17 protein-coding genes are annotated in these 26,056 nt (G+C 48.6%); 6 read left to right on the forward strand and 11 right to left on the reverse strand.

Annotation, left to right across the window (positions count from 1 at the left end; translation table 11 throughout):
* Positions 1-17 precede the first annotated feature (17 nt).
* Positions 18-1,298 carry a replication-associated recombination protein A gene (locus tag K7A41_RS06780; protein ID WP_265713107.1) on the reverse strand — a complete coding sequence of 427 codons (1,281 nt, stop codon included), beginning with the start codon at positions 1,296-1,298 and terminating at the stop codon, positions 18-20.
* Between the two features lie 189 nt (positions 1,299-1,487).
* On the opposite strand from K7A41_RS06780, the gene K7A41_RS06785 reads away from it, so the two are divergent.
* From K7A41_RS06785 to K7A41_RS06795, 3 genes are all read left to right on the forward strand, one after another.
* A complete protein-coding gene (locus tag K7A41_RS06785) occupies positions 1,488-2,585 on the forward strand; it encodes a tetratricopeptide repeat protein (protein WP_265713108.1) in 1,098 nt (365 codons plus the stop codon).
* Between the two features lie 304 nt (positions 2,586-2,889).
* The gene (locus K7A41_RS06790) at positions 2,890-5,010 is read left to right on the forward strand and encodes a carboxy terminal-processing peptidase (protein WP_265713109.1); all 2,121 of its coding nucleotides are present in this window, start codon (positions 2,890-2,892) and stop codon (positions 5,008-5,010) included.
* 197 nt (positions 5,011-5,207) lie between these two features.
* On the forward strand, positions 5,208-6,038 hold the full coding sequence (locus K7A41_RS06795; RefSeq protein ID WP_265713110.1) for a universal stress protein: 831 nt from the start codon (positions 5,208-5,210) through the stop codon (positions 6,036-6,038).
* Positions 6,039-6,065: 27 nt separating this feature from the next.
* Here K7A41_RS06795 and K7A41_RS06800 read toward each other — a convergent pair whose 3' ends face one another.
* The gene (locus tag K7A41_RS06800) at positions 6,066-6,473 is read right to left on the reverse strand and encodes a DoxX family protein (protein ID WP_265713111.1); all 408 of its coding nucleotides are present in this window, start codon (positions 6,471-6,473) and stop codon (positions 6,066-6,068) included.
* Positions 6,474-6,881: 408 nt separating this feature from the next.
* Here K7A41_RS06800 and K7A41_RS06805 point away from each other — a divergent pair, with 408 nt between their 5' ends.
* Positions 6,882-7,703, forward strand: coding sequence for a universal stress protein (locus K7A41_RS06805; protein WP_265713112.1), 822 nt, complete (start codon positions 6,882-6,884; stop codon positions 7,701-7,703).
* A 31-nt stretch (positions 7,704-7,734) separates the two neighbouring features.
* Here the strand turns inward: K7A41_RS06805 and K7A41_RS06810 are convergent, their stop codons facing one another.
* Positions 7,735-8,637 carry a S66 peptidase family protein gene (locus tag K7A41_RS06810; RefSeq protein WP_265713113.1) on the reverse strand — a complete coding sequence of 301 codons (903 nt, stop codon included), beginning with the start codon at positions 8,635-8,637 and terminating at the stop codon, positions 7,735-7,737.
* A 194-nt stretch (positions 8,638-8,831) separates the two neighbouring features.
* Here K7A41_RS06810 and metG point away from each other — a divergent pair, with 194 nt between their 5' ends.
* The gene (metG, locus tag K7A41_RS06815) at positions 8,832-10,901 is read left to right on the forward strand and encodes a methionine--tRNA ligase (protein ID WP_265713114.1); all 2,070 of its coding nucleotides are present in this window, start codon (positions 8,832-8,834) and stop codon (positions 10,899-10,901) included.
* Between the two features lie 143 nt (positions 10,902-11,044).
* Here metG and K7A41_RS06820 read toward each other — a convergent pair whose 3' ends face one another.
* The 6 genes from K7A41_RS06820 to K7A41_RS06845 all read right to left on the reverse strand — a co-directional run bounded on the left by K7A41_RS06820 (position 11,045) and on the right by K7A41_RS06845 (position 21,834).
* A complete protein-coding gene (locus K7A41_RS06820; RefSeq protein ID WP_265713115.1) occupies positions 11,045-11,839 on the reverse strand; it encodes a GLPGLI family protein in 795 nt (264 codons plus the stop codon).
* A gap of 42 nt (positions 11,840-11,881) precedes the next feature.
* On the reverse strand, positions 11,882-14,665 hold the full coding sequence (locus tag K7A41_RS06825; RefSeq protein WP_265713116.1) for an outer membrane beta-barrel protein: 2,784 nt from the start codon (positions 14,663-14,665) through the stop codon (positions 11,882-11,884).
* A gap of 224 nt (positions 14,666-14,889) precedes the next feature.
* Positions 14,890-15,339 (reverse strand): RrF2 family transcriptional regulator, encoded by a 450-nt coding sequence (locus tag K7A41_RS06830; RefSeq protein WP_265713117.1) that lies wholly within the window; start codon positions 15,337-15,339, stop codon positions 14,890-14,892.
* Between the two features lie 151 nt (positions 15,340-15,490).
* On the reverse strand, positions 15,491-17,134 hold the full coding sequence (pafA, locus tag K7A41_RS06835) for an alkaline phosphatase PafA (RefSeq protein WP_265713118.1): 1,644 nt from the start codon (positions 17,132-17,134) through the stop codon (positions 15,491-15,493).
* Between the two features lie 163 nt (positions 17,135-17,297).
* Positions 17,298-20,099, reverse strand: coding sequence for an excinuclease ABC subunit UvrA (uvrA, locus tag K7A41_RS06840; protein WP_265713119.1), 2,802 nt, complete (start codon positions 20,097-20,099; stop codon positions 17,298-17,300).
* Positions 20,100-20,139: 40 nt separating this feature from the next.
* Positions 20,140-21,834, reverse strand: a complete 1,695-nt coding sequence (locus tag K7A41_RS06845; RefSeq protein ID WP_265713120.1) for a GMC oxidoreductase — start codon at positions 21,832-21,834, stop codon at positions 20,140-20,142.
* 291 nt (positions 21,835-22,125) lie between these two features.
* Between K7A41_RS06845 and K7A41_RS06850 the strand changes: the two genes are divergently transcribed.
* Positions 22,126-22,632, forward strand: coding sequence for an ecotin (locus K7A41_RS06850; RefSeq protein WP_081817832.1), 507 nt, complete (start codon positions 22,126-22,128; stop codon positions 22,630-22,632).
* Positions 22,633-22,807: 175 nt separating this feature from the next.
* Here the strand turns inward: K7A41_RS06850 and typA are convergent, their stop codons facing one another.
* Positions 22,808-24,613, reverse strand: a complete 1,806-nt coding sequence (gene typA, locus K7A41_RS06855; protein ID WP_028069376.1) for a translational GTPase TypA — start codon at positions 24,611-24,613, stop codon at positions 22,808-22,810.
* Positions 24,614-24,691: 78 nt separating this feature from the next.
* Positions 24,692-25,882, reverse strand: coding sequence for a glycine C-acetyltransferase (gene kbl / locus K7A41_RS06860; protein WP_265713121.1), 1,191 nt, complete (start codon positions 25,880-25,882; stop codon positions 24,692-24,694).
* Positions 25,883-26,056: the final 174 nt, after the last annotated feature.

The following is a 26,056-nucleotide window of genomic DNA, read 5'->3' on the forward strand; positions in this document are numbered from 1 at the left end:
AACTCAATACGCACAACTCAATACGTATACTTCTCTTTCCACTTGTCCCGCAAGCTCTGCCGCGCTTTCTCCTCCTGTGGATTCTGTCCGGGTTCATACAGCTTGGTACCGCTGATTTCCTTCGGCATAAACTCCTGCACGACAAAGTTGCCGGGGTAAGCATGTGCATATTTGTACTCGGCGCCATAGTTAAGGTTTTTCATCAGCTTGGTCGGTGCATTGCGGAGATGTAGTGGCACCGAGAGGTCGCCAGTCTGCTTGACCAGAGCCTGTGCCTTGTTGATCGCCTCATAGGTGGCATTGCTTTTGGCAGAGCTGGCCAGGTACACTACTGTCTGCGACAGGATAATACGCGACTCGGGCCAACCGATGACATTGACGGCCTGAAAGCAGCTGTTGGCCAGCAGCAGGGCATTGGGATTGGCATTGCCTATGTCTTCCGAAGCCAGAATCAGTAAACGGCGGGCAATAAAAGAGGGGTCCTCGCCGCCTTCGATCATACGGGCGAGCCAATAGACTGCTGCATTGGGGTCCGATCCGCGAATAGATTTGATAAAAGCGGAAATAATATCGTAATGTTGTTCGCCGGCCTTGTCATAGATCGCCATATTTTGTTGCACCTGCTTCAGTACAAAGGCATTGGTGATCGGCTCCCTGTGCAGGATGGCGGCATTCACAACAAGCTCGAGCACATTCAGCAGTTTACGGGCATCACCTCCCGAGAGACGCAGTAGGGCTTCATATTCTTCGACGCTGATATCCTGCTTTTTGAGGTACTCGTCTTCGTGCAGTGCTTTCTGCACCAGGCCAATCAGATCCTGTTCGGACAAATGCTCCAGCACATACACCTGACAGCGCGAAAGGAGTGCGGATATCACCTCGAAGGAGGGATTTTCGGTGGTGGCCCCGATCAGCGTCACCAGCCCCCGCTCCACCGCTCCCAGGAGCGAGTCTTGCTGGGATTTGGAAAACCGGTGGATTTCATCGATAAACAGGATGGGCTGATCCTGATTGAAGTTCATCAATCGCTCGGCCTTGTCAATAACCTCACGGATATCCTTTACGCCTGCCTGTATGGCACTCAACGAGAAAAAAGGTCGGTCAAGCTCCTTGGCAATCAGCAGGGCCAAACTGGTTTTACCTACCCCCGGGGGGCCCCAGAGGATCATGGAAGGAATATTCTTTTGCTGGATAGCATGATAAAGGACCGCATCGGGGCCGACGATATGTTGTTGCCCAACATAATCGCTCAGCTGATGGGGCCGTAGTCGTTCTGCGAGTGGAATGCGTGTTGCCATACCACAAATTTAAGAATTAAACAGCACAACAACTAAATATTTTAGTTTTACTATCAGTAGGTGATGTCATTCAGCCCTGACCATAATTCTGATATCTAATACGAATCACTTCAGATTACTTTAACATTTTTTCACACTATTTTTCTTCATATTTGTAAAAGGCGTTAATGATAGCGTAAATGCATGGGGATGATGAACTATCGGACTTTATTAATAATGGTCTTGTGCCTTACCGCCGGAATGGGCGGCGCGGCCAGGGCTCAGGATGCTCCACAGGACTATACAGGAGCCATAAAAAAATACGATGCCTCGTTTCGAGGTATCGGCCCGGAGGTATATTTTCTGCCGCCGCCCAAAACCGAAAACGAAATCATTGAAGATAACTACTCGGGCAAAAAAGGATTCAGCAAAGAAATTGCGCGACAACTGCTGTTTCAACGACTATTGCTACAGCTCAGGAGTACCAACAACCTGGGCCATTTTAGGTATTTGATGAATCCAGTGCCCACAGATGCCGCGGCATGGAACAAGGCCATCGAAACACAGAAAAACTCGGAAAACTGGATCGCCGGCTATGCCCTGGCCAATGAAGCGGCTTTAACGGCCATCAAAAACAACGACAGCAGCAATGCCTCCAGGTTTCTCTATGAGGCGCTGTCGCTGGCCAACCGCACGGACAACCGGGATGATATTGCAACGATCAACCTCAATGTCTGCAATTTTCAGTTGTTCAATGGCGACTTCGTCAAGGCGGAGCAAAGCGCGCAAAATTACCATAGCTATGCCACGGTCAGCAAAAGCTATCTCGAACAGGCCAACGCCTGGCTCCTGATTGCCCTGGCACGCGCAGGACAGAGAAACTATAAAGTGGCCGAAAATAATATCATCCGAAGCGCCATCCCACTATTCAACAAGGCGAAAGCCTACGAAGAAAAGATTTTTGCCTGGGAAATGCTGGCCGAGATCTATTTCAAACAGAATAAATTCACGCAGGCACAGTGGTTTTTGCTGCAGGCTCGAGATCTCGCCAATGCCAAAAAGCTGCGTGGCGAACTGGCTGAAATCGAATACTTGCTGGCGGCATCCAAACAACAGGATGGTAACTATAAAGTGGCCATCAAAGAGTTTATACAGGCAGCAGAACTGGCCTCTAACGAAAACAACAAACAGCTGTCACTGGCGATACTGGACAAACTGGGCGAGGTGTATCTGGAGCTTAAGGACTATCCCTCGGCCGATCAGACCTTCAAAGCATATACGCAGCTCAAAAACGAATTGTACAATTAATGTGTTCTTTACACATAGGGTGTATCAACCGAAGACCGAAGAATAGAAATGGAAGACAATTTTAAGCTTTTTGTAATTATTGGTGAATAAATCAAATATTTTTTCAGAATCTATGCTAATGTGCTATGAATTTCACTAAATTTAGCACGCTTATCCATGGTGCGCTGGATAGAGTTGATTCCTTACTGAACCTGCGAGGGCGAAGCCCAGAAGATGAACAGTAAGGGGCGCCGATAATAGTTTAAATTGCATATAACAGCAAATTTGTCTTAGTTTAAAAATGATTATTAAAACTGTCGAACATATGTTTAGAAAACTCATATTTGCACTTTTTGTGGTATCCATTGTCTCCTGTGGCTCTAAGCCCCGGGTAGCGCTTCCGGATGATGGAGGGCTCAAACCGAGCACACAACACCAGATCATCGCCAAAGAAGTGACCGGACTACTGGAAAATGCCAGCTACAAAAAGGTCAAAATGAATGATTCGATATCTGGAATTATCTACGATAATTTGATTAAAAGTCTCGATCAGGGCAAAAATTATCTTCTCCAGTCAGATATCGATGACTTTCAGGCTTATAAAAATAACCTCGCGCAGGACATAAAAAATGGCGACCTCTCGTCGGCATTTTATATTTTTAATACCTATTCAAAGCGTTATCTGGACCGGATGCAATATGCGCTTTCGGAAATCGATAAGAAACACGACTTCACGAAAGACGAATATTATCAGCCCAACCGCGAAAAATTAGCTTGGTTCAAAACAGCGAATGAGGCCAACGATCAATGGCGTAAGCGCGTAAAATACGATCTTCTGAACTTGGAAACGGCCAGCGGCAAGTCGACCGACAGCGCAAAAACCAAACAGGTGGAAACGCTCAAGAAACGCTATGTCAACCTGATCTCCCAAGCCAAGAAAACAAATGCGAATGATGCCTTTCAGGTGGTGATGCAGGCCCTGACGGACGCCGTGGACCCGCATACGTCTTATTTCAACCCTTCGTTTGCGCAGGCATTCAACGAAGGCATGGCCAATACCTTTGAGGGGATCGGTGCCCGCCTGATGATCGACAACGAAGCGGTGACCATCAACGAAATTATCCCTGGCGGACCTATCTTTAAAGACAAGACCATTCAGGTCAATGATAAAATCATCGGCGTAGCGCAGGGTAAAGACGGTGAATTTGAAGATATCATCGGCTGGAGGCTGGATGCCGCCGTTGCGAAAATAAAAGGCCCTAAGGGTACCGTGGTACGTCTCAAAATCATTCCGGCAGGCCAGCCGATGAACGCGCATCCACGCATCGTATCGCTGGTACGGGAAAAGATCGTCGTGGAGGAAGAGTCAGCGAAAAAGGAAATCATGAACGTCAAAGGTGCCGATGGCAAAATGTACAAAGTCGGGGTGATCAATATCCCGAAATTCTACATGGACTTTGATGCCTATAGAAGACGTGATCCCAACTATAAAAGCACGACCCGAGATGTACGCATGATCCTTGATACGCTGAAACAGGCGAAAGTGGATGCTGTGATCATCGACCTGCGTTTCAATGGCGGAGGCTCGCTTCCCGAAGCCATCGACCTGACCGGCCTATTTATCGACAAGGGTCCTGTGGTACAGGTACGGGATACCAAAAATAATATCGATGTGGAAGATGATAAGAATCCGGGCGTATCTTGGGATGGCCCGCTGGGTGTGATCATCAACCGCTTCTCGGCTTCGGCTTCAGAGATCTTTGCTGGCGCCATTCAGGACTATGGCCGTGGTGTGATCCTGGGTTCACAAAGTTATGGCAAGGGTACCGTGCAGTCGGCGATAGACATGTCGCGCATCATCAGCCCGACTAGCCGCTTATTGCTGAAAGCATCGGGTGAGAAAGATCCGGATACTCCCGAAGGGGCGCCGCAATATGGACAGATCAACATCACCCTGGGCAAATTCTACCGGGTCAACGGAAGCAGCACCCAGCATAAGGGTGTGACTCCGGACATCAGCTTCCCGTCGCAGTTCTCCGCAGAGAAATTCGGAGAAAGCTCAGAAAAATCGGCCCTGCCATGGGATCAGATCCAGTCGAGCAACTTCAAGAAAGTGGCCGACATGACCGGTGTGGACAAAAAGCTCGAAGCACTGCATGAAGCCCGCATCAAAAACTCACTTGAATACAAATACCTGAAAGAGGATATCGAAGAGGCTCAGAAGGATGATGACACCAAATTCCCGCTGGAATTTAACAAATTCAAAAAAGAGAAAGATGATAACCTGCGGAAAAACCGCGAGCGCATCAATGCGCTGCTGAAACTCCAGGGCAAACCAGCCTGGGAGGAAGGCAAACCGCAGCCAAAAATGGATCTTGACTTTGTAAAAGACGAAAGTGCCAAAGTGATGACCGATTACATCATCAACTTTGCCGGTAAAAAATAAGGATGTCCAGCATCCTGCAGAAAGGCAACCGTTGTTACGGTTGCCTTTCTTTTTTTGCCGCCCCCCTACCTCATGCGCCGTTGTCTGATCAACGTTTTTGGTGATCTTCATCACGATGCGCTACATTTCACATTAAATTCATCTTTTGTTTGTAACTTATCGTAAGATTAATTGTTTTACTAAAAAACGATACGATTATGAAACGCATCCTTCTCTTAACTGACTTTTCTGAAAATGCCCTGCTGGCGGCAAAGCAAGTGGCTCTATGCACGGAGGCATGGCACACCGAAGCTGTGCTCGTATACCACACTTACAACAGCGTGACCATCGTGAACAACGAACCGATCGTCGTGGTCAACGACGAGGTCAAAGCGGCTAAAGAAAAGGAGCTGCAGGAATGGATGGAGCAGATAAAGCCGCTCTTTCCTGCGCAGGTGGATTTATCCCACCGGCTGGAAGATGTCGATCTTCCTATCGGTGTGAATGAGCTCTGTAGTGCCGAGAATATCGACCTTGTCGCGCTGGGAATCACCGGCCAGACAGGTTTTGCCAAAATACTGGTGGGCAGCAACGCGATCACCCTGATGGATATCTGCAACAGGCCGATGCTGATCGTCTCCCACAAAGTCGTCCCCGCCATCCCGAAACATGTGCTGGCCACCACAGACCTCAAGGAGGTGGACCGGAAGCTCAGCCTGTTTGACCTGGACCAGGTCCTTGGCAGCTTCTCCGCCCAGCTTTTTGTACTGAATGTAGCCAAACGGGAAAGTGCTGCGGCAGAACTGGCACAGGAACTCAAATATCTGCATGAGCGACTGGACAAGTACAAACCGGTCTACGATTATATCAGCCACGACGATATTGTCACCGGCATCACCGAGTACGCCCGGGAAAAGCATATCGACCTGATCCTGTCCTTCCATAAGAAGCAGGGACTACTGGCCAGCTTATTTAAAACGAGCATATCCAAAAAGATCGCCTGGAACGGCGCTGCCAACCTGCTGGTGATACCCATGGACAGCAGGTAAAAAATAAGACCCCTGTTGATATAGGGGCTATTTTTTGTCTACAGAATGCCTGCCGGGCCCAATAAAAACCAGCCCGAAGAACACGAAAAATAATTCGATCGCATGGGATGCGCCTGAGATACCGTCTCCTTTGGACAGGTGCATCAGTCCGGCGACAATCATCGTAAAGGCGAGCAGCAAGGCCGAAGGCCTAAAGAATAATCCCAGCAGCACAAATAGACCGCCCACGGTTTCGGTAGCAGCGGCCATGAAGCCCCAGAAAGCAGGGATAAAATGGATACCCATATTTCCCATGGCCTTGCCGACGCCAGCCCAGAGCTCGGGTCCACCCTGCAGCTTGGGCAGTCCATGCATAATCATCATCACGCCCAACCCGATACGCAGGATCAACAAGCCTGTGTCTCTATATTTACCCAAAGAATTCCAAATTGCCATATTTGAAGAATTATGATTTGTGAAAACTGTTCATTATTGATTTCTGTTTCTAAAATAACCAATTTATCGAAATTAGCAAGGGCCCTGCGCCATAACTCTACCGCAAACGCCTGATAGCGCACGATCAGACCACCGATCAGCTCAGGCAAACCTGCAACCAGACCACCGCGAGACCGCCAGTCAGGTCGTCATCGCACACTCCACCTCCCCGCCTGGCTCAAAGTTAAGACAAAAAAACAGCCGTTTATTTGATATAGATTAAAAAACAACGGCCCATAAGCATATTTGATCAGGGGAAAGATAGACGTACGGGAATACCGGCAACAGAAAATGTGCTGCTCTGCAGAAAAATATTGCATTTATTATTCAAAATACGTAATTTAAGGGCAAAGACCCTTTATAAACGCTATGAAGAATCTACTGCTACTAACGGATTTCTCAGACAATGCTTATGCTGCTGCTCAATATGCGGCCAAATTGGCTCCGCTCTGGGGTATAGAAAAAGTGGTGCTTTACCACACCTATGAGGTCGTCCCCACTGTCGGGACAGAGCCTGTCGTGATCAGCAATGCCGAGATACTGGAAGAAAAGCAGAAAGATCTCAATAGTTGGGAGGAAGATCTGATCCAGCTGTTTCCGCAGGGAATCGCGTGGAAAGTGGTACTGGAAGAATATGAACTGAGCTACGGTGTCAACCGCACCTGTGCCGAAGAGGATATCGATCTGGTTGTCGTCGGTACTGCGGGTAAGAGCGGCTTCAAAAAACTGCTGCTTGGCAGCAATACATTGAAGCTGATCGAAAACTGCCATACCCCCTTACTGGTGGTGCCAGCTAAGGCTGAATTCCGGATCCCCAAAAAGATGCTGATTGCCACCAACCTCAAGGAGGTGAAACTCAAGCTGGACCGGCTGCTGGTCAACGCCGCAGAAGTACTGCGCAAGAGCGAAGTCTATGTGGTGCATGTGACTAAAGAAGATCCCGCCAACAAAGCCGTCAGTGCCGAGATTGAGACCATGAAAGCGATGCTGGCCAGCTACCACCCCATGTACAGCTACATCCTCACCTCGGACATCGCTACCGGCATCAACCAGTACATCAACGAAAACCATATCGATATGATGGTTTGCTTTCATCGGGACAAAGGCATGCTCAGCCGCATTTTTAACACCAGTATCGCCCAAAAGATGGCCTGGAAAAGCCAGGCCGCCATGCTCGTTATTTCAGTTTGACCGGGTTATATTGGGTATGGAATGCTGAATACTACGTATATTGTAAACTAACTGACTCCGTCGTCGTCGTCAGGGTCACTTTACGGCCCAGTATCAGCGCATGGTTGTCATCAATATGCCCCGCGGGGTACCCAAAAGCGACCGGAAAATCATATTCTTTTACTTTGTCCCACACAATTTCCTCCACAGACTGCCCAAAAGCGGGATCATTATCTTTCATGGAGGAGAAGCCGCCCACAATCAGCCCTTTCAGTTTCCTGAGCTTGCCCGCCCGTTTCAGCGCCCACAGCATCCTGTCGACAGCATAGTAAGCCTCGCCGACATCCTCGATAAACAGAATCTTGTTGCTGTATTTGGGGTCCGAATCTGATCCCAGCACGGAGAGCAGAATGGCCAGATTGCCGCCGATCAGTTTACCTGTCGCCTCACCGGGACGGTTGGGGAAAGCCGACTGTGTATAGGTAAAATCCATGTTGTCGCCAAAAAGGGCCTTCCGGAGGGTATCAAGCGAAGCCTCGGTACCGGATTCGAAGGATTTGGGCATCTGTCCGTGAATAGTCGCAATTTTGTAGTTGCGCTGGATATGGCTATGCAGTACGGTGATATCGCTAAAGCCGACCAGCCATTTGGGCTGCTTCTCAAATGCCGAAAAATCGATCTGATCGATAATGCGCACGCAGCCGTAACCTCCACGTGCAGCAAAGACAGCTTTAATGGAAGGGTCGTCCAGCGCCCACTGCAAGTCGGCAGCACGCAGACTGTCATCGCCCGCAAACTGATGGTACGCACTGCTCACGGTCTTGCCAACGACCACCTCCAGGCCCCAGCTCTCCAGGGTCCGGATCCCCACATCGATATTTCCACGGATAAAACTGGCTGGACAGACGATGGCAACCTTGTCGCCCGGCTGAAGATAATCAGGTACTCTGGACATATTCGTTTATTGCTTCTGTTAAAAATTGCGCCACGTAGCGGAACCACGGCCCCACACAATCTGTAAGGCGCTCTTGCTTACAAATAAACGTAAATTTATCTTAGTTATATACCGCAATTTGAATTATCTTTGTGAAGGAAACAAGTGACAAGGCTTGTTTTTTTATTCACTTAACTTTAACTGACTTTAAAGCATTGAGTATTCTAGATAAAAAACGTTATACGATTACATCGGCATTACCATATGCCAATGGTCCGCTGCACATCGGCCACCTCGCGGGCGCTTACATCCCCGGAGATATTTTTGTACGTTATCTTCGTCTGAATGGAAAGGATGTGGTCTATGTCTGTGGTTCGGATGAACATGGAGCCGCCATTACCATCCGGGCAAAAAAAGAAGGGATCACGCCCCAGCAGATTATTGATAAATATAACAAACAGATCAAAGAAAGCTTTGAAGAGTTTGGTATCTCATTTGACATTTACCACCGTACTTCCGAACCGATACATCACCAGCTGTCGCAGGATTTCTTCCTCAACTTATACAATAAAGGGGAGTTTGTCGAGAAATTTTCAGAACAATATTACGACGAGGAGTTTCACCAGTTTTTGGCAGACCGCTATATCACCGGTACCTGCCCGAACTGTAAATCCGAAGGTGCCTATGGGGATCAGTGCGAAAAATGCGGTACTTCCCTGAGCCCAACGGACCTGATCAACCCCATCTCTACCTTAAGCGGCAAGACACCAGTACTGAAAGAAACGAAGCACTGGTACCTTCCACTGGACAAATACCAGCCCTGGCTGGAAAAATGGCTTATCGAAGGCAAGAAAAATAGCCTGAAGTCCAACGTATTCGGCCAATGCCAGTCCTGGCTCAAATCAGGACTGCAGCCACGCTCCATGACCCGGGATCTCGATTGGGGGGTAGATGTGCCGCTCGAAGAAGCACAGGGCAAGAAACTGTATGTCTGGCTGGATGCCCCTATAGGCTACATCTCGGCGACCAAACAGTGGGCACTCGACCATGGCAAAAACTGGGAAGATTACTGGAAGACGCAGGAAAACCCTGCCGATGATTCGACGTTGATCCACTTTATCGGAAAAGACAACATCGTATTTCACTGTATCATATTTCCGGCGATATTACATGCGCATGGCGGTTATATCCTACCTGAAAATATTCCGGCCAATGAGTTCCTCAACCTGGAGGGCGACAAACTTTCCACGTCACGCAACCATGCGGTATGGCTGCATGAGTACCTGCAGGAATTTGCGGGGAAGCAGGATGAGCTCCGGTATGTGCTCACCTCCATACTTCCTGAAACATCAGATGCTGAATTTACCTGGAAGGACTTCCAGGCGCGCGTCAACAACGAACTGGTGGCCATCTTTGGCAACTTCGTCAACCGCGTCATGGTGCTTTCACACAAATATTTTAACGGCAAGGTGCTGAGCGGATCAGCGAAGACCGCCGTAGACCAGTCGGTGCTGGACGAACTGAAGTCCTACCCTGCCGCAATCAAATCCTCGCTGGAGCAGTTCCGCTTCCGCGAAGCACTGGCCGAGTTTATGAACGTAGCGCGCCTTGGCAACAAATACCTCGCGGATGAAGAACCCTGGAAAATTATCAAGACGGACGAAGAACGTGTCAAAACTATTTTAGGAGTAGCTGCCCAGATCGTTGCGAACCTCGCTGTGCTGGCACAGCCCTTCCTGCCCAAGACAGCGACAAAGCTGTTTGAAATGCTCAACTTCCCGCAGGGCAGCTGGGCGGATGCTGGTAGCGACAACCTGATCGGGGACGGCCATCAGCTGGGTGAAGTACAGCTGCTGTTTGATAAAATAACAGACGAACAGGTGGAGTTCCAGCTCAACAAACTGGCGGAGGCGAAGGTCAAAAATCTGGCAGACAACGCCAAGGTGGCCCCGGCAAAGGATAATATCAGCTTTGACGACTTTGTCAAAATGGATATCCGCGTAGGCACCATTCTGGAAGCAGAGAAAGTAGCCAAAACAAAGAAGCTGCTCAAGCTGACCATCGACACGGGCATCGACAAGCGTACCGTCGTATCGGGAATCGCCGAATATTTTAGCCCCGAAGAAATTGTCGGCCGCCAGGTGTCTATCCTGGTCAATCTGGAACCACGCGAAATCAAGGGAATCACTTCCCAGGGAATGATCCTGATGGCCGAGGACGCTGATGGACGTCTGGATTTTGTCCGACCAGATACCAGCATAAAAGTTGGTAGTACCGTACGGTAACATCCAAAACAGGAGCTTCAAGATAGCAAAATAGGGTAGCCTACAGGTAGGCTACCCTATTTTTTATTCATTCCATCCCCTTTTCGTTAGTCTACACGACACAGACACTTCAGCTAGGGAACGATATCTGTATGGGCAATCCGCTAAAAAAATATACTCTGGAGCCGCTTTCTGAACTCGCTTTCGTCCAGCCAATCGTACACTGTTTCTTTCAACTTTTTCGTTATCTCGGCCTTGGATTCGGGCACAACCTTCTTTTTCTTGGTCAGCACATTGGAGACCGGAGCATTGCTGAGCTCCACCTTGGTCGCAAACATATTGACATTCATACTGGGGATGGAGATACCCATTATCAGTCCGGGAAGACCGTGCACAAGTTCGGGGCCGCCCGGAATCGGAATCTGCCCCGCAAAGAAGGCGACGGCATAGATCGAATCCTGGATAATACCATTGGCCCTACGACAATCGTATCCCGCAATATTACGGTATTCGTCGGTATACTTCCATTTCACTGTCGGCAGCGAGTCTTTTAGCAATAGCTGCTCGTCCCCAAAAGGCAGCAGCTTCAGATATTCCTGATTTTTGAAGTTAATATAGGTTTTCGCATCCGGAAGAATGGCGTTATAGCGGGTGACGTTACGGTAACTCGCAGGGTAGTCTTCCTGCACTGTTTCAAATAAGGTCTCATTATCATAAAATTTGAGCGTATGATGGGTCACCACTTCCACGGGACCATTTTTTACGGCATTGTCTACTGTTAACTTATCCCAGGTATCCAGATCTGGTTTGTTCAGGTAATTGCGTTTCAGGAAATTCTGCACGTGAAATTTCCGCTCATAGGTCACCGTACCACTGCTGGGGAAATAGGCATGCTGTGCACGCGCTACGCCGGTACACAGACCTACTATCCAAAAGATGAGTTTTATATGCTTAGTCATTGATGTCTCCTTTCATTTTTAAATATTCATGTATGTTTTAGATCATGGACGGTTCATCGTGGTAAAATTGTAGATCACTTTCAGCATCCCATAGCGCCTCAAGACCTCATTACTGGTCTGGATAAATGATGTTCCGCTCTGATAACGCGATACACCATTGTTTTTGTTAAAGATGTCGTTGACAAACAACTGTGCTTCCAATGACTTGTCTTTGAGGAATTTTTTAGATATATAGCCATTCATATTGATCAGGTTGATGGACTGCAGGGTCTTGGTTGCTGCCTGATAATTCTGATTGGCAGAAATGGAAATCTTAAAATCTTTTGGCAGATAGTACGTAAACTGTGCATACGAGCGCAGCAAAAATGTAGTACGATTGAGGTCTGGCTGCAAATAAGAGCTCATCTGCTCAAAGCCGGGCATAAAATTAACATAAAAGTCCATTTTATTGGCTTTGTTTCTGTTGAAACCGATATCTGCTGTAATGCTCTTTGTCTGGTTCCTATTCAGCTGGGCATCCTGATTCAGCAAAGACAAATAGCTGAACTGGCTATTGTATTGTGCACGCATCCCTAAATCAGCTTTAAGGCCCCATTTCTTATGGAGCACAAAGTAATAAGATCCACCACCATACACCCGCCAGTTGTCTTTATCGATATTGACATAGGAGATCTGCTGCGTGCCTTCCTCCAGGTTGTAACGAACAAAATTGTTGATGCTCTTCTTGCCCTGGTCAGCGCTGACATAGAAGTAAATACCGCGGTCTTTGAGCTGTTTATAACTGTTATAGTTGATAAAATACGAGTTATTGAAGCCCGCTTTCAAGTCCGGATTATCGAGATACTCGATCAGTGGCTGGGCGTTCTGACGCAACGGCTCAATCTGTGTCAGTGAGGGCTGTGCAGTACGTCCTGTATAGCGAAAATTCAGATTCTTGCTTTTCGAAATCTTGTAGTTTATTGAAAAATTCGGATTTACCGAAGTTTGGTCGCGTTGAAGTATCTTATTCAGATTATTATAAGTCCGTTTGACATCTTCAAAATCGACCCTATTGCTGAGGTTGACCGTCAAGGAGTTGGACTTATAGGTCAATGACGCATTAACGCCATTTTTGAGACTGGAAAAGTCAAAATCGTTCAGGATGTTCTGATCCAGAACTGTATATTGTCCTGTTTGAGGATCTTTATCGAAGGACTGGTTGAGCGTCTCAGACTGATTGCTTGTAAAGGAATAACCAATTGCCGCCGTGAGCCGTTTAGATAAGGGTTCGGTATACGTCACCGACGCCCCATAGGTATTATTGCTGAACTTATCATTTTTAAATTGATCAATTGTATCTCTACGTCCGCTGTTAAACGCGTTGTCCGAGAAGTATTTTGTGTTCGAGCGGTTCCGGTCCGTATTGGCATTGACATTAAAGGTAATGGAGCGACGCTCTTTTTTGAAGCGCCGTGTCAGCATAGCGTTGACATTGAACTTGTCCAGATCACTGTTCATATCCGTACGGGATGAAGTCTTGGTGATCATGGTACCATCCAGTGTGCGCTGGTCTGCTTCGGAAAAGGATGAATTGTCACGACTGGATTTGGTGAGGCCCATATTCAGCGTCAAATCTGAAAAGGAATCGAGCTTTACATCGTACCGTAGGTTTGCGATATTTGACTTGGTTTCGTTTTCAGACCGGGTCACACTATTGTCGATCTGAGCACGTTCGGGAAGGTTGTTCTGCGCGTTATACGTACTGGTATTGCCGACATTAATTTGGTTTCGTTTAAAGTTAACGTTGATTTTATGTTTGTCATCCTTCGACTTGTCGGAATAGCTTGCTCCCATATTGACAGCTTTGGGCACACCGCCCCCATAATATTTGCCATCCCATCCACCATCCGAGCCATCGCCACTGGAAGAGACCATAATGCCACCCCCATCCATCATCTGCACGTTGCTGCTACCACCTACACCGTATTTCTGGCTATCTTCAAAGCCTAATCCGACCATGCCATCATTGGCCAGGATACCGTAGGCCGCTATCTTCTGTGAACCTTTGAATTTGTTGAGCATGGCTTTTGCTCCATAATAACGATCTGTCCCTGCTCCGGCAACCGCCTGGCCGAACATACCTTTCTTTTTATCTTCTTTGAGACGGATGTCGATCGTCTGGGTACGCTCCCCGTCGTCCACCCCCGTGCGTACCGCCAGGTCCGACTTCTTTTCATATACCTGCACCTTACTCACCATATCCGAACGGATATTCTTCGTAATCAGGGTGGGATCGTCGCCAAAAAACTCTTCACCATCGAGCAATACTTTCTTGACCTCTTTACCTTGTGCGGTAATCTTCCCTGTCCCATCGATGGTGATACCGGGTAGGACTTTAAGCAGGTCCTCAACCTTGGCATCCTTCTCCACCTTGAAACTGCCGGCATCGTATTCAATGGTGTCTCCCTTGATAACGACCGGAATCTTGCCCGTCACCTGTACCTCCTCCAGAAGAAGCGCTGCCTTGGATAACGACACGGTACCGAGGTCCAGTCCCCCGGCAACAACCTGTATATCCTTGACCAGATCAGCATACTGCGGATAGGAGATGACCATTTTATACGTCCCGGTATCCAGATTGCTGATCTGGAACTTTCCGTCCTCTTTGGTACGGTCAAATTTGATCAAAATAGAGTCTTTGGGATTGAGCAGTGCGATAGACGCCTGATGCAGCTTGGCGCGGTCTTTACCGTCCACTACAGTACCTGACAGTCTCTGCTGCGCAAAGGCTGCGATACTGCAGACCATAAGCGCCAGAACCAACAGGAAGGAATAGGCTAATTTCATAAATTTCCGTTTATATATTGTCGCAATAAAGATATCAATGTTGCTACGGAAAATTCGTAAAATAGTGTTAAATAATCATCAAATGAATAAAAATAAATGGAAATGGTCTTTACCAACAGCAAGAAAAATCAACAAAAAACACTGTATATCAACATAAATACAAAATAAAAAAAGAGATGTAACAGTTGTATTACATCTCTTTTTTTTAACCATTATAGATAGATTTAGTTCGATTCGTCCACGTTAAGATTCAATTCTTTTTCTTTATTAATTAAGTGGGCGATGCTGGTATCGTTCAGTATCTGCAGCATGGCATTGCGCACCTCGACGAAGGTATCGCGGATACCGCAGGCATGCTCCTGAATACATTCCTCGCACGAGCGGTAGAAGTTGAGACTCACGCAGGGCAGCAGGGCTATTGGCCCGTCGATCAGCCGCATAACCTGGGATAAAAAAATATCCTCGGGAGCTTTATTAAGACTGTAACCACCACCTGCACCTTTCTTGCTGTAGAGAATCCCCGCGTTGCGCATCTCGAGAAGAATCTGTTCCAGAAATTTTTTTGGAATATTTTCTTCCTGCGCAATCTTCACGATCTGCATCGGTTCATTCCCATAATTACGGCCGAGCACCATCAGTGCCTTTATTGCATACTTTGTCTTTTTGGAAAGCATAATCTGTTAACCCCCTGTTGAATTGCAAATTTACGTTTTTTATTCTATAGTATAAAACCACACTGGGCTTTACGCAATGAAGAGCCCTTAGCAGCTGCTATCGTAGTGGATGGCAATGCTAAGGGCTCCCTTAGGTATATAAAGATGTCTTTTATTGCCCCAATACTGCTGTGATCGGTTTACCGATACTTCCATTGGGCTCGGTAATGTGCAATAGGGCAGCAATTGTCGGAGCAATATCAACGATATGCACCTCGGTGTTGGACACTCCTGGTTTGATGCCCCAGCCCATGAATACCAACGGAATATGTGAATCGTAGCCCGACCACGTCCCGTGTGTCGTACCTGTGGAGCGGGGCGTGCCGTCATACCACTGTGGCTCGCACACGATCTGGATCACGCCGCTGCGTTTGAAATTGTAGCCATTGATCATCTTCTCGCGGATCGGCTGCGGAATCATCAGGCTCTCGCCTTTTTCCATGTCAGCCACATAGGCTACCCCATCGGTGTGGCGCAGCTGACGGATAATGGTTTCCTTGATCTTGTCGCGGTCCAGCTGCAGCGAGTCGATCAGCTGATTGTTGAGATGCACCTGGTAGTTCATCATGCTCTTTACAATCTTTTCTTGTCCGAATTTTTCTTTCAGCGTTTTGTTGAGTCCCGAAATGATCTGACGAGAGTAGAAGTAACCGCCATTGCCTCTCATATCCATAAAGAAACGGGAGTTGTACGAGGCGCCATGATCTGCGGTAAGGAAGAAGGTATAATTGTCCTTGCCCACTGTATTGTCCAGATAGGCGAAGAAATCAGCCAGCTGCCTGTCCAGCTGCAGGTAGATATCTTCGATCTCCACAGCGGTCAGGGAATAACGGTGACCGACATAATCGGTGGCCGAGAGGCTGACGCAGAGAAAATCTGTATTTTTTGTTGGATTGTTGCCCATCTGCTCCTGTTTGATCGCTTCTTTGGCCAGATCCAAGGTCAGCTGGTTGCCCATCGGGGTCGTCTTGATCAGCTCAAGACCTTCGTCTTTCATTAATTTGGATGTGGCGCGCGGTAGGGTGGGCTTGTCTTCGCCGGGATATTTCCCCTCGTATATATTATCGTCTGCAATACTGTTGGCGGCATAGGTACTGATGTCGTACATGGGTTTCCAGTCTGCTTTCAGGTATTTTTCAGCTAATTTTTTCTTATTGAAGTCCTCCACCCATTTCGGCAATTTGTCCATATAGAAATTGGACGTGATCCAGTTGCCCGATTTCGCTTCAAACCAGTAGGCGGCATCCGCAAAATGGCCGGCAGGCAGTATACCGCCGCGGTCCTTGATGGCAATACCGATCACTTTGGATTTAAAGTTGGAGGCCAGCTTGAGCTGATCGGTCACCGTGGAGGCCAGCAGGTTGCGGGGTGACTGTTTTCCTTCCTTTTCGGCGGTGCCCACGCCAACGACATTGTCATCCTGGGTGCAGTACATATTTTTGCCGGTCTGCTCTTCAATCCAGTCATTGCCAGCGATCCCGTGAATGGAGGGAACCGATCCAGTGTAGACGGAACTGTGCCCGATCGCGGTATATGTCGGAATATAGTTGATCAGGGTATTCTCACAGGAGAAGCCTTCTTTTAATAGCCGTCTGAAGCCATCATTGCCATATCGGTCTGCAAAACGGTATAAATAATCCCAGCGCATCTGGTCGACCATCAGACCGACGACCAGCTTCGGTCTTTCCGGTTGCTGTGCCATGGTGGAGACTGCTGCTATTCCAAGTACGACACTTAAAAAAAATCTTTTTATCATTTTAGTATGGTATAGTGAGTGTGAGTATAGGATTCCTCATCAGTCCCGGTATCCCTACTCCGTAACATATTCGTTGGTTTTTACATCTATTTTTTATCCCGTTTCGGTCGCCTTCACAAGGCTGTTGGCATTGTGAACGGACAACACAGTGCTAATGTAGGATTTAATCTTTTAAATGTGCCCTCAAAAACTGCCCTGTATAAGAATCTTTACAATGGATAAGATCTTCCGGAAGGCCCGCGAACACGAGCTGCCCACCCTTATTGCCTCCTTCGGGACCGATATCGATGACCCAGTCCGCCGATTTGATCATATCCATATTATGTTCGATGACCAAAATGCTATTGCCCTGATCGATCAGCGCATCAAAGGACTTCAGCAACTTCTGGATATCCTGAAAGTGCAGCCCTGTAGTCGGTTCATCGAAGATAAAGAGTGTCTTTTTGCTGTTGTTGCCTTTGATCAGGAAGGAAGCCAGTTTGATCCGCTGGGCCTCACCGCCTGACAGTGTGCTGGAGGACTGTCCGAGTTTGACGTAGCCCAGACCGACATCCTCCAGGGGCTGCAGCTTGGCCAGTATCTTGGGCTGGTCGCCGAAAAATTCGATAGCCTCATCCACACTCAGTTCGAGTACATCCGCCACAGACTTATTTTTATAATGCACATCCAGCACAAACTGTTTGAAGCGTTTGCCGCCACAGGCTTCACAAGGCAGCACAATATCTGCCATAAACTGCATTTCGATCTTGACTTCACCCTCGCCCTGGCAGACATCGCAGCGTCCGCCTTCTACGTTGAACGAAAATGCTGCCGGCTTGAGTCCTGCTGCTTTTGCGGCTGCCTGACTGGCGTATAAAGCCCGGATTTCGTCCCAAGCTTTGACATAGGTGACCGGGTTGGAGCGCGACGAGCGCCCGATGGGATTCTGGTCGACCATCTCGATCTGTTCTACCTTGGCAATATCGCCTTCGATTGCATCGTAGACACCGGTCTGTTCGCCCGAATAATTGCCAATGGCTTTCTGCAATGCGGGGTAAAGGATCCGCTTGACCAGGGAAGTCTTGCCTGAGCCGGATACGCCCGACACCACTGTAAAAGTGTTTAGGGGAAACTGCACATCGATCCCCTTGAGGTTGTTTTCATGCGCTCCCCTGACGGTAATGCTATCCGACCATGGGCGGCGTTTTTTCGGTATTTCGATGCGGCTTTTTCCGCTGAGGTATTGCCCCGTCAGGCTTTTGCTATCGTTCAGGATCTCGGCGTAGGTACCCGCAAACACCATCTCCCCGCCGTGGATGCCAGCCTCGGGACCAATATCGATCAGGTAATCGGCAGCCTCCATCATCTCCTGCTCATGCTCGACCACGACGACGGTATTGCCGACATCACGCAGGGATTTGAGCACCGAAATGAGCCGCTGTGTATCCCGCGGGTGCAGTCCGATGCTGGGCTCATCGAGCACATAGATCGATCCGACAAGTGAACTTCCCAGGGAAGTGGCCAGGTTGATCCGCTGCGATTCGCCGCCCGAAAGGGTATTGGACAGCCGGTTGAGCGTGAGGTAGCTGAGCCCCACATCACAGAGAAACTGCAGCCGGTTGACGATTTCGGCCAGCAGGCGCTTGGCAATGACCTGCTCATTTCCTTCCAGCGGCAGGTGCTTGAAAAACGCCAAAGCTTCCTCGAGGGGCATGAGTACGATATCCGTGATGGACCTGCCCCCCACTTTGACATAGGTGGCATCTTTGCGCAGCCTCGTCCCACGGCAGTCGGGACAGTCCGTCTTGCCGCGGTAGCGCGAAAGCATCACGCGGTACTGAATTTTGTAGGTCTGCTGTTCCAGATCTTCGAAAAATGCGTTGAGACCAGCGAAATAGCTATTTCCGGTCCAGAGCAATTCTTTTTGTTCGGCCGTCAGATCGGAGTAGGCCCGATGGATCGGAAAATCAAACTTCAGCGAATTCTTGATCAGTACCTGCAGCCATTCGCCCATTTTCTCACCCCGCCATGGTGCGATGGCACCATCGTACACCGAACGGCTCTTGTCGGGGATGACAAGGTCGGGATCTATACCGATGATCTTGCCATAGCCTTCACAGCGGCGGCAGGCCCCGTAGGGATTGTTAAAACTAAAAAAATTGGGGGATGGCTCCTCGAAAGTCATCCCGTCGAGCTCAAACTTGTGCGAGAAATGCTGTCTGTTGCCATGGACTTCGAGATACAGTTCGCCCTTACCTTCAAAAAATCCGGTCTGAACGGAGTCCGATAAGCGGTTGACCGTATCGTCATCCTGCTCGATGCGTACACGGTCCACGACGATCAGCACCTCGCCGTCCCGGATATCCTGATTGGCAATGGTCTTATCGTCGATCACACTTTCAATCTTTTGCATCTGGTCCTGATACACGACACGCACAAAACCTTTCTGCAACAAAAGGGACAGTTCCTCTTTGAGTTTGCGGCCATGCGTGGGCACCAGCGGCGCAAGGATCGTGACGGATTCTCCGGGGCCACGCTGCAGCGCATGATCGACGACGGAGCTCACGCTGTCTTTGGTCACTTCCCGTCCGGATATGGGGGATATGGTCTTGCCGATACGTGCATAGAGCAGCTTGAGGTAGTCATATATTTCGGTGGATGTACCGACGGTAGAACGTGGATTGCTGGTGATCACCCGCTGCTCGATGGCAATGGCCGGCGCAATGCCTTTGATATAATCCACCTCCGGCTTATTCATGCGTCCCATAAACTGCCGGGCATAGGAAGACAGGCTCTCCACATAACGCCGCTGTCCCTCTGCATAGAGCGTATCGAAAGCCAGCGATGATTTCCCTGAACCCGACATTCCGGTAATGACGACCAATTTGTTTTTGGGGATATCAACATCGATATTTTTTAAATTGTTGACCCGCGCCCCTTTAATCTGAATATATTCTTTTGGAGTATGCTCCACCTGTTTACTCATAATAATCCTTATCTCACACAAAGTTACGCAATCTGTCTGACTATAAGTTGCCCTTTTTCATCTCGCTGACTGCGTAATCCACTGCCCGCGCCGTGAGCGCCATATAGGTCAGCGAGGGATTTTGTGTCCCTGTGGAGGTCATGCAGGCGCCGTCGGTAACAAATACGTTGCTGACCAGATGCATCTGGTTCCATCTGTTGAGCAGGGAGGTTCGGGGATCGTGTCCCATGCGTACTCCGCCCATCTCATGGATATCCAGTCCGGGATTTTGTCCGCTGTCGCTGGTCATGAGATTGCGAACCCCGGCCGCCTCCAGCATCTCCTGCCCCTGCACAAAAAAGTCGTCCCTGGATTTATAGTCATTCTGGTCATAGCCGACGGCTGTGATCAGCTGGGGCATGCCATAAGGATCTTTCTGATCTGGGCTCAGCCGTACATGATTGCTTTCCTTAGGGATGGTCTCGCCCTGCATCATCATGGATACAGTCCAGCCGCCGGGCTCACAGAGGCTATCCTTGTAGGCCGCTCCCACGCTGTCGCCCTGATAGGCTGTCCCGCGTGGGCGGCCGGCACTGAAAAACGAAGCATAGCCCCGCAGAAAATCTGTTTCCTGCCGCTGGACATTTCTAAAATTGGGTATGATCGGCTGTGTAGGCCGCCGTCCGTAGTAATAGCTGTCCGCATAGCCTTCGACCGTACCAGAAATCGCGCCCAGGTAATTGTGGAAAGCAACATATTTTCCCAACAGGCCGCTATCGTTGCCCAGGCCGTTGGGAAAACGGGCGGATGTGGAATTGAGCAGGATCAGGTTGGTGGCCAGCGAGGAGGCATTGACGAAAATGATTCGCGCAAAGTACTCTTTAGTCTCCTTGGTTTCTGTATCGATGATGCGCACACCCACGGCTTTTTGCCGTTTGTCGTCGTAAATGATGGACTCGACCAGTGACTGGGGCCGCAGGGTCAGCCTGCCGGTCTTTGCTGCCCATGGGAGCGTCGAAGCATTGGAGCTAAAATAGCCACCGAAGGGACAGCCGCGCTGGCAAAGGCTACGTGCCTGACACTGGCTGCGTCCTTGGTCGACATGAATCTGCCGCGGCGCCGTCAAATGGGCACATCGGCCCTGGATCACAGGACGGTCTTTGTAACGCGCCATGATGCGCTGCTGTATGACTTTCTCCACCACATTCATTTCCCAGGCCGGCAGAAAATCGCCGTCGGGCATAGCGTCTATGCCGTCTTTATTGCCGGATATCCCCGCAAAGTGCTCCACATAACTGTACCACGGTGCAATATCTTCATAGCGGATCGGCCAGTCCACGGCAAATCCATCCCGGGCGGGACCTTCAAAATCATACTTCGACCAGCGCTGGGTCTGCCGGGCCCAGAGCAGCGACTTGCCGCCCACCTGATTGGCACGGATCCAGTCAAAAGGTTTTTCCTGAATATAAGGCTGCTCAGCGTCCGGCAGAAAGAAATGCCGGGCATCCTCGCGGAAGGCATAGCAGCGGGAAGCTACGGGATTCTGCTCCCGGATCTCACGGCTCAACTGTCCACCATGCTGAAATTCCCAGGGATCGTAATAAGCGGTCGGATAATCCTGAATGTGCCGGACATCCCGACCCCGGTCCAATACCAGTGTCTTCAGGCCTTTCTCACAGCATTCTTTGGCAGCCCAACCGCCGGATATACCGGAGCCGATCACAATGGCATCAAAATGATTTTCTGTTTTTATCATACTATTTAGGTTCCGTTTGGTCCTGTAATATACTGCTAATTATACGATTGCGAAAAGCAGGGGTTCTAATTTTTATGATTTTGTTACAAACCATCGCAGGTCGCTGCCTTGCCGGGTCGCGTGCGTTAGCCAAATCTAAGACCAATCCATTTTAATTGCACAAGCAATTATTTTAAAATTTAATAGATTTTCGATTAATCCTTTTGCCTACAGCCAAGTCTTAAAAATATAATTTCACGGAGTGTGTAGCAGCATAAACACATCGTGCGTTTATATAAATAAAAATTGGTTATGAGAAAACATGTATTCAAAATGATGTTCATGATGTTAATCGCATTGATTGCATCGACAACGGTAAGCAAGGCTCAAATGGTAATCGACAAAATAGATCTGAGCATTTTCCCAGCTCCCGAAAAGGGCTATAAGAAAATGGTGATCGAGGTTCCTTATTCCGAAAACGACAAAAACAAAAAAATTGAATTCGCTGTCGGCAAATGGATGGAAGTCGACGGTTGCAATGCCTTTCACCTGTCTGGATCGCTCGAAAAGAAAGATCTGCAGGGATGGGGCTACGACTACTACGTCTTTAAGACAGACGGTCAAGTCGCCGGCACCATGATGGCCTGCCCTGACAAGGCAAAGCGTAACCTCTTTGTCAGTGCACAGCCCGAAACCGTGCGTTACAATGGCCGCATGCCGATCGTGATTTACGTACCGGAGGGTTACGAAGCACAGTTTAAGATCTACAGCACCGACGGAGACACTTATCGTGCTGCCGAAGTACGTTCGAAGAAATAAAGGACAGATATCTGAAGCCCGACGTTCCCTGCGATCGAATTACGACAGAAATACGAAACAGCAAACGATCGTCATGGTATCAGGGCCCACAAGGGTCAGGCCGTCCCCCGGAAGGGCAAATAAAAAAGCCATCGAACGCAAGTCCGATGGCTTTTTTATGATCGTATAAGCTATCTTACTGGAATTTTTTAGCGTTTTGTTTACGCTCGTTTTCTGTCAGATAGATTTTGCGCAGACGGATAGATTGTGGTGTTACCTCAATGTATTCATCCGCCTGGATATATTCCATACATTCTTCCAAAGAGAATTTAATTGCCGGTGCAATACGTACGTTGTCATCCGAACCGGAAGCACGCATGTTGGTCAGCTGTTTACCTTTGGTCACATTGATTGTCAAATCGTTGTCACGGATATGCTCGCCCAGGATCTGTCCTTCGTATACTTCCACGCCCGGATCAACGAAGAAACGGCCACGATCCTGCAATTTATCGATCGAATATGCTGTGGTCGAACCTGTGTCCAGGGAGATGAGTACACCTGCCAGACGGCCAGGAATCGTTCCTTTCCAAGGCTCATAGCCTTTTAGACGGTGTGCCATCACGGCTTCACCGGCAGTCGCTGTCAATACGTTGTTACGCAATCCGATGATACCGCGTGAAGGAATGGAGAATTCCAGATGCTGCATATCACCTCTTGCTTCCATGATCAATAATTCCCCTTTACGTTGAGTAACCAGCTCAATTACTTTACCGGATACGTCCGAAGGAACGTCAACGACCAGTTCTTCGATCGGCTCACATTTCTGACCATCGATCTCTTTGATGATCACCTGTGGCTGACCGACCTGCAGCTCATAACCTTCACGGCGCATGGTCTCGATCAACACTGACAAATGGAGGATACCACGGCCATAGACCAACCAAGCATCTGGAGACTCTGTTGGGACCACACGTAGGGCCAAATTTTTCTCCAATTCCTTTTGCAAACGGTCGTAAATATTACGTGAAGTCACCAATTTACCTTCCTTACCAAAGAATGGCGAGTTGTTGATGGTAAATAGCATGTTCATCGTAGGCTCATCGATAGCGATAACCTCCAGCTGCTCTGGATTTTCAAAATCTGCAATCGTATCACCGATATCAAAACCTTCGATACCCACGACGGCACAGATATCGCCGGCATGTACTTCTGGTACTTTGATGCGGCCCAGGCCTTCGAATACCTGAAGTTCTTTGACACGGGATTTTACAACTTTTCCGTCCCGTTTTACCAGGGATACGGGCTGGTTTTCTTTGATGGTACCCCGGGCAACACGGCCGATCGCGATACGGCCCACGAAAGTTGAATAATCCAACGAGGTGACCTGCATCTGCAATGTACCTTCTGATACCTTAGGCGCAGGGATGTATTTGATGATCGCTTCCAGTAGGTCTGTAAAGTCCTCGGTGCGGTTTTTCCAGTCTGTGGACATCCAGCCCTGTTTTGACGATCCGTATAACACGGGAAAGTCCAGCTGCTCTTCGGTCGCGCCCAGGTTGAAGAAGAGGTCAAATACGTTTTCGTAAACCTCATCCGGACGACAGTTTTCCTTATCGACTTTATTGACAACAACGATAGGCTTGATACCCAGTCCCAATGCTTTACCGGTAACGAAACGTGTCTGCGGCATAGGGCCTTCAAATGCATCCACCAATAAGACAACCCCATCGGCCATCTTCAATACCCGCTCTACCTCACCACCGAAATCGGCGTGACCAGGGGTATCAATGATATTGATTTTAACACCTTTATATGTTACTGATACGTTCTTAGATACAATAGTGATCCCGCGCTCACGCTCTAAATCATTATTGTCTAGGATTAATTCACCAGCATTTTCATTTTCTCTGAATTGATTGGTAAAGTATAAAATTTTGTCTACAAGCGTAGTTTTACCGTGGTCGACGTGAGCGATGATCGCAATGTTTCTAATGTTTTGCATTGAGCAAGAATATTTTTATAAAATTTTAGGGTGCAAAGATAAACATTTTGCACCATAAAATTTATAACTATGTGTATTTTATTTGATTACACCCAATGCTTTACCGACTTTGGTAAAGGCAGCAATGGCCTTATCCAGGTGCTCCAGCTCATGTCCAGCTGAGATCTGCACACGGATGCGGGCTTTGCCCTGAGGGACAACAGGATAGTAGAAACCAATGACATAGATGCCTTCGTCGAGCATTTTGGCGGCAAATTCCTGCGCCAGCTTGGCATCGTAAAGCATAACGGGTACGATCGGATGGAAGCCGGGCTTGATGTCAAATCCTGCAGCAGTCATTTTCTCCCGGAAGTACTTGGTATTGGATTCCAGCTTATCGCGCAAGGCAGTAGTTTCGCTCAGCATATCCAGGACGGCCACAGAAGCGCCCGCAATCGCCGGAGCCAGGGTATTGGAAAACAGATAAGGGCGCGAGCGCTGACGCAAAAGGTCAATAATTTCTTTTTTGCCGGAAGTAAAACCGCCCGAAGCACCGCCCAAAGCTTTGCCCAGGGTACCCGTGATGATATCTACGCGGTCCATGACCTGGAAGAGTTCGTGCGTCCCACGTCCTGTCGGCCCGATGAAACCTGTACAGTGTGATTCGTCGATCATGACCAGGGCCTGATATTTATCGGCCAGGTCGCAGATCTGATCCAGCGGTGCCACCGATCCGTCCATGGAGAAAGCGCCGTCGGTGACGATAATCTTGTGCCGTGCGCCAGAAGCGGCCTGCAGCTGTGCTTCGAGATCCGCCATATCCGCATTTTTGTACCGGAAACGCTGTGCTTTACAAAGGCGTACCCCGTCAATAATCGAGGCATGGTTCAGTTCGTCCGAAATAATGGCATCTTCTGCACCAAACAGGGGCTCGAACACACCACCATTGGCATCAAATGCCGCTGCGTATAAAATCGTATCTTCTGTTCCTAAAAACTGCGAAATTTTTGATTCCAATTCCTTATGTACATCCTGCGTACCGCAGATAAAGCGGACCGAAGACATGCCGTAACCATGGGTATCGATCGCCTTTTTGGCGGCCTCAATCACTTTGGGATGTGAGGACAATCCCAGATAATTGTTTGCACAAAAATTGACGACCTCCTGGCCTGTGCTCACTTTGATATCGGCCCCCTGCGGAGTGACAATGATCCGCTCCTGTTTATACAATCCCGCTTCTTTGATTGCTTCCAATTCTTTCTGTAAAACTGGTTGTAATGTATTGTACATAATTTGAATTTATTTTTTATACAATATTACAGTTTTTCATCGGAATAAATTCCTACGGTCCTCCCCCGGAGCAGACTATTTACGGAGATTTCATCAGAAATCAACGTTTGGGTAACATGAAAACGTTTGCACAAGTTTTGCTTTGGAGGCCACATGCAGTGCATGCGGTGCGCT

It is taken from the genome of Sphingobacterium sp. InxBP1 (genome assembly GCF_026191775.1).
Lineage (GTDB): Bacteria > Bacteroidota > Bacteroidia > Sphingobacteriales > Sphingobacteriaceae > Sphingobacterium > Sphingobacterium thalpophilum.

Excerpts from the sequence above, each read along its gene's own strand:
- K7A41_RS06780 (WP_265713107.1), bottom strand. The coding sequence starts at position 1,298 with ATGGCAACACGCATTCCACTCGCAGAACGACTACGGCCCCATCAGCTG.
- K7A41_RS06785 (WP_265713108.1), top strand. The coding sequence starts at position 1,488 with ATGATGAACTATCGGACTTTATTAATAATGGTCTTGTGCCTTACCGCC.
- K7A41_RS06790 (WP_265713109.1), top strand. The coding sequence starts at position 2,890 with ATGTTTAGAAAACTCATATTTGCACTTTTTGTGGTATCCATTGTCTCC.
- K7A41_RS06795 (WP_265713110.1), top strand. The coding sequence starts at position 5,208 with ATGAAACGCATCCTTCTCTTAACTGACTTTTCTGAAAATGCCCTGCTG.
- K7A41_RS06800 (WP_265713111.1), bottom strand. The coding sequence starts at position 6,473 with ATGGCAATTTGGAATTCTTTGGGTAAATATAGAGACACAGGCTTGTTG.
- K7A41_RS06805 (WP_265713112.1), top strand. The coding sequence starts at position 6,882 with ATGAAGAATCTACTGCTACTAACGGATTTCTCAGACAATGCTTATGCT.
- K7A41_RS06810 (WP_265713113.1), bottom strand. The coding sequence starts at position 8,637 with ATGTCCAGAGTACCTGATTATCTTCAGCCGGGCGACAAGGTTGCCATC.
- K7A41_RS06820 (WP_265713115.1), bottom strand. The coding sequence starts at position 11,839 with ATGACTAAGCATATAAAACTCATCTTTTGGATAGTAGGTCTGTGTACC.
- K7A41_RS06825 (WP_265713116.1), bottom strand. The coding sequence starts at position 14,665 with ATGAAATTAGCCTATTCCTTCCTGTTGGTTCTGGCGCTTATGGTCTGC.
- K7A41_RS06830 (WP_265713117.1), bottom strand. The coding sequence starts at position 15,339 with ATGCTTTCCAAAAAGACAAAGTATGCAATAAAGGCACTGATGGTGCTC.
- pafA (WP_265713118.1), bottom strand. The coding sequence starts at position 17,134 with ATGATAAAAAGATTTTTTTTAAGTGTCGTACTTGGAATAGCAGCAGTC.
- uvrA (WP_265713119.1), bottom strand. The coding sequence starts at position 20,099 with ATGAGTAAACAGGTGGAGCATACTCCAAAAGAATATATTCAGATTAAA.
- K7A41_RS06845 (WP_265713120.1), bottom strand. The coding sequence starts at position 21,834 with ATGATAAAAACAGAAAATCATTTTGATGCCATTGTGATCGGCTCCGGT.
- K7A41_RS06850 (WP_081817832.1), top strand. The coding sequence starts at position 22,126 with ATGAGAAAACATGTATTCAAAATGATGTTCATGATGTTAATCGCATTG.
- typA (WP_028069376.1), bottom strand. The coding sequence starts at position 24,613 with ATGCAAAACATTAGAAACATTGCGATCATCGCTCACGTCGACCACGGT.
- kbl (WP_265713121.1), bottom strand. The coding sequence starts at position 25,882 with ATGTACAATACATTACAACCAGTTTTACAGAAAGAATTGGAAGCAATC.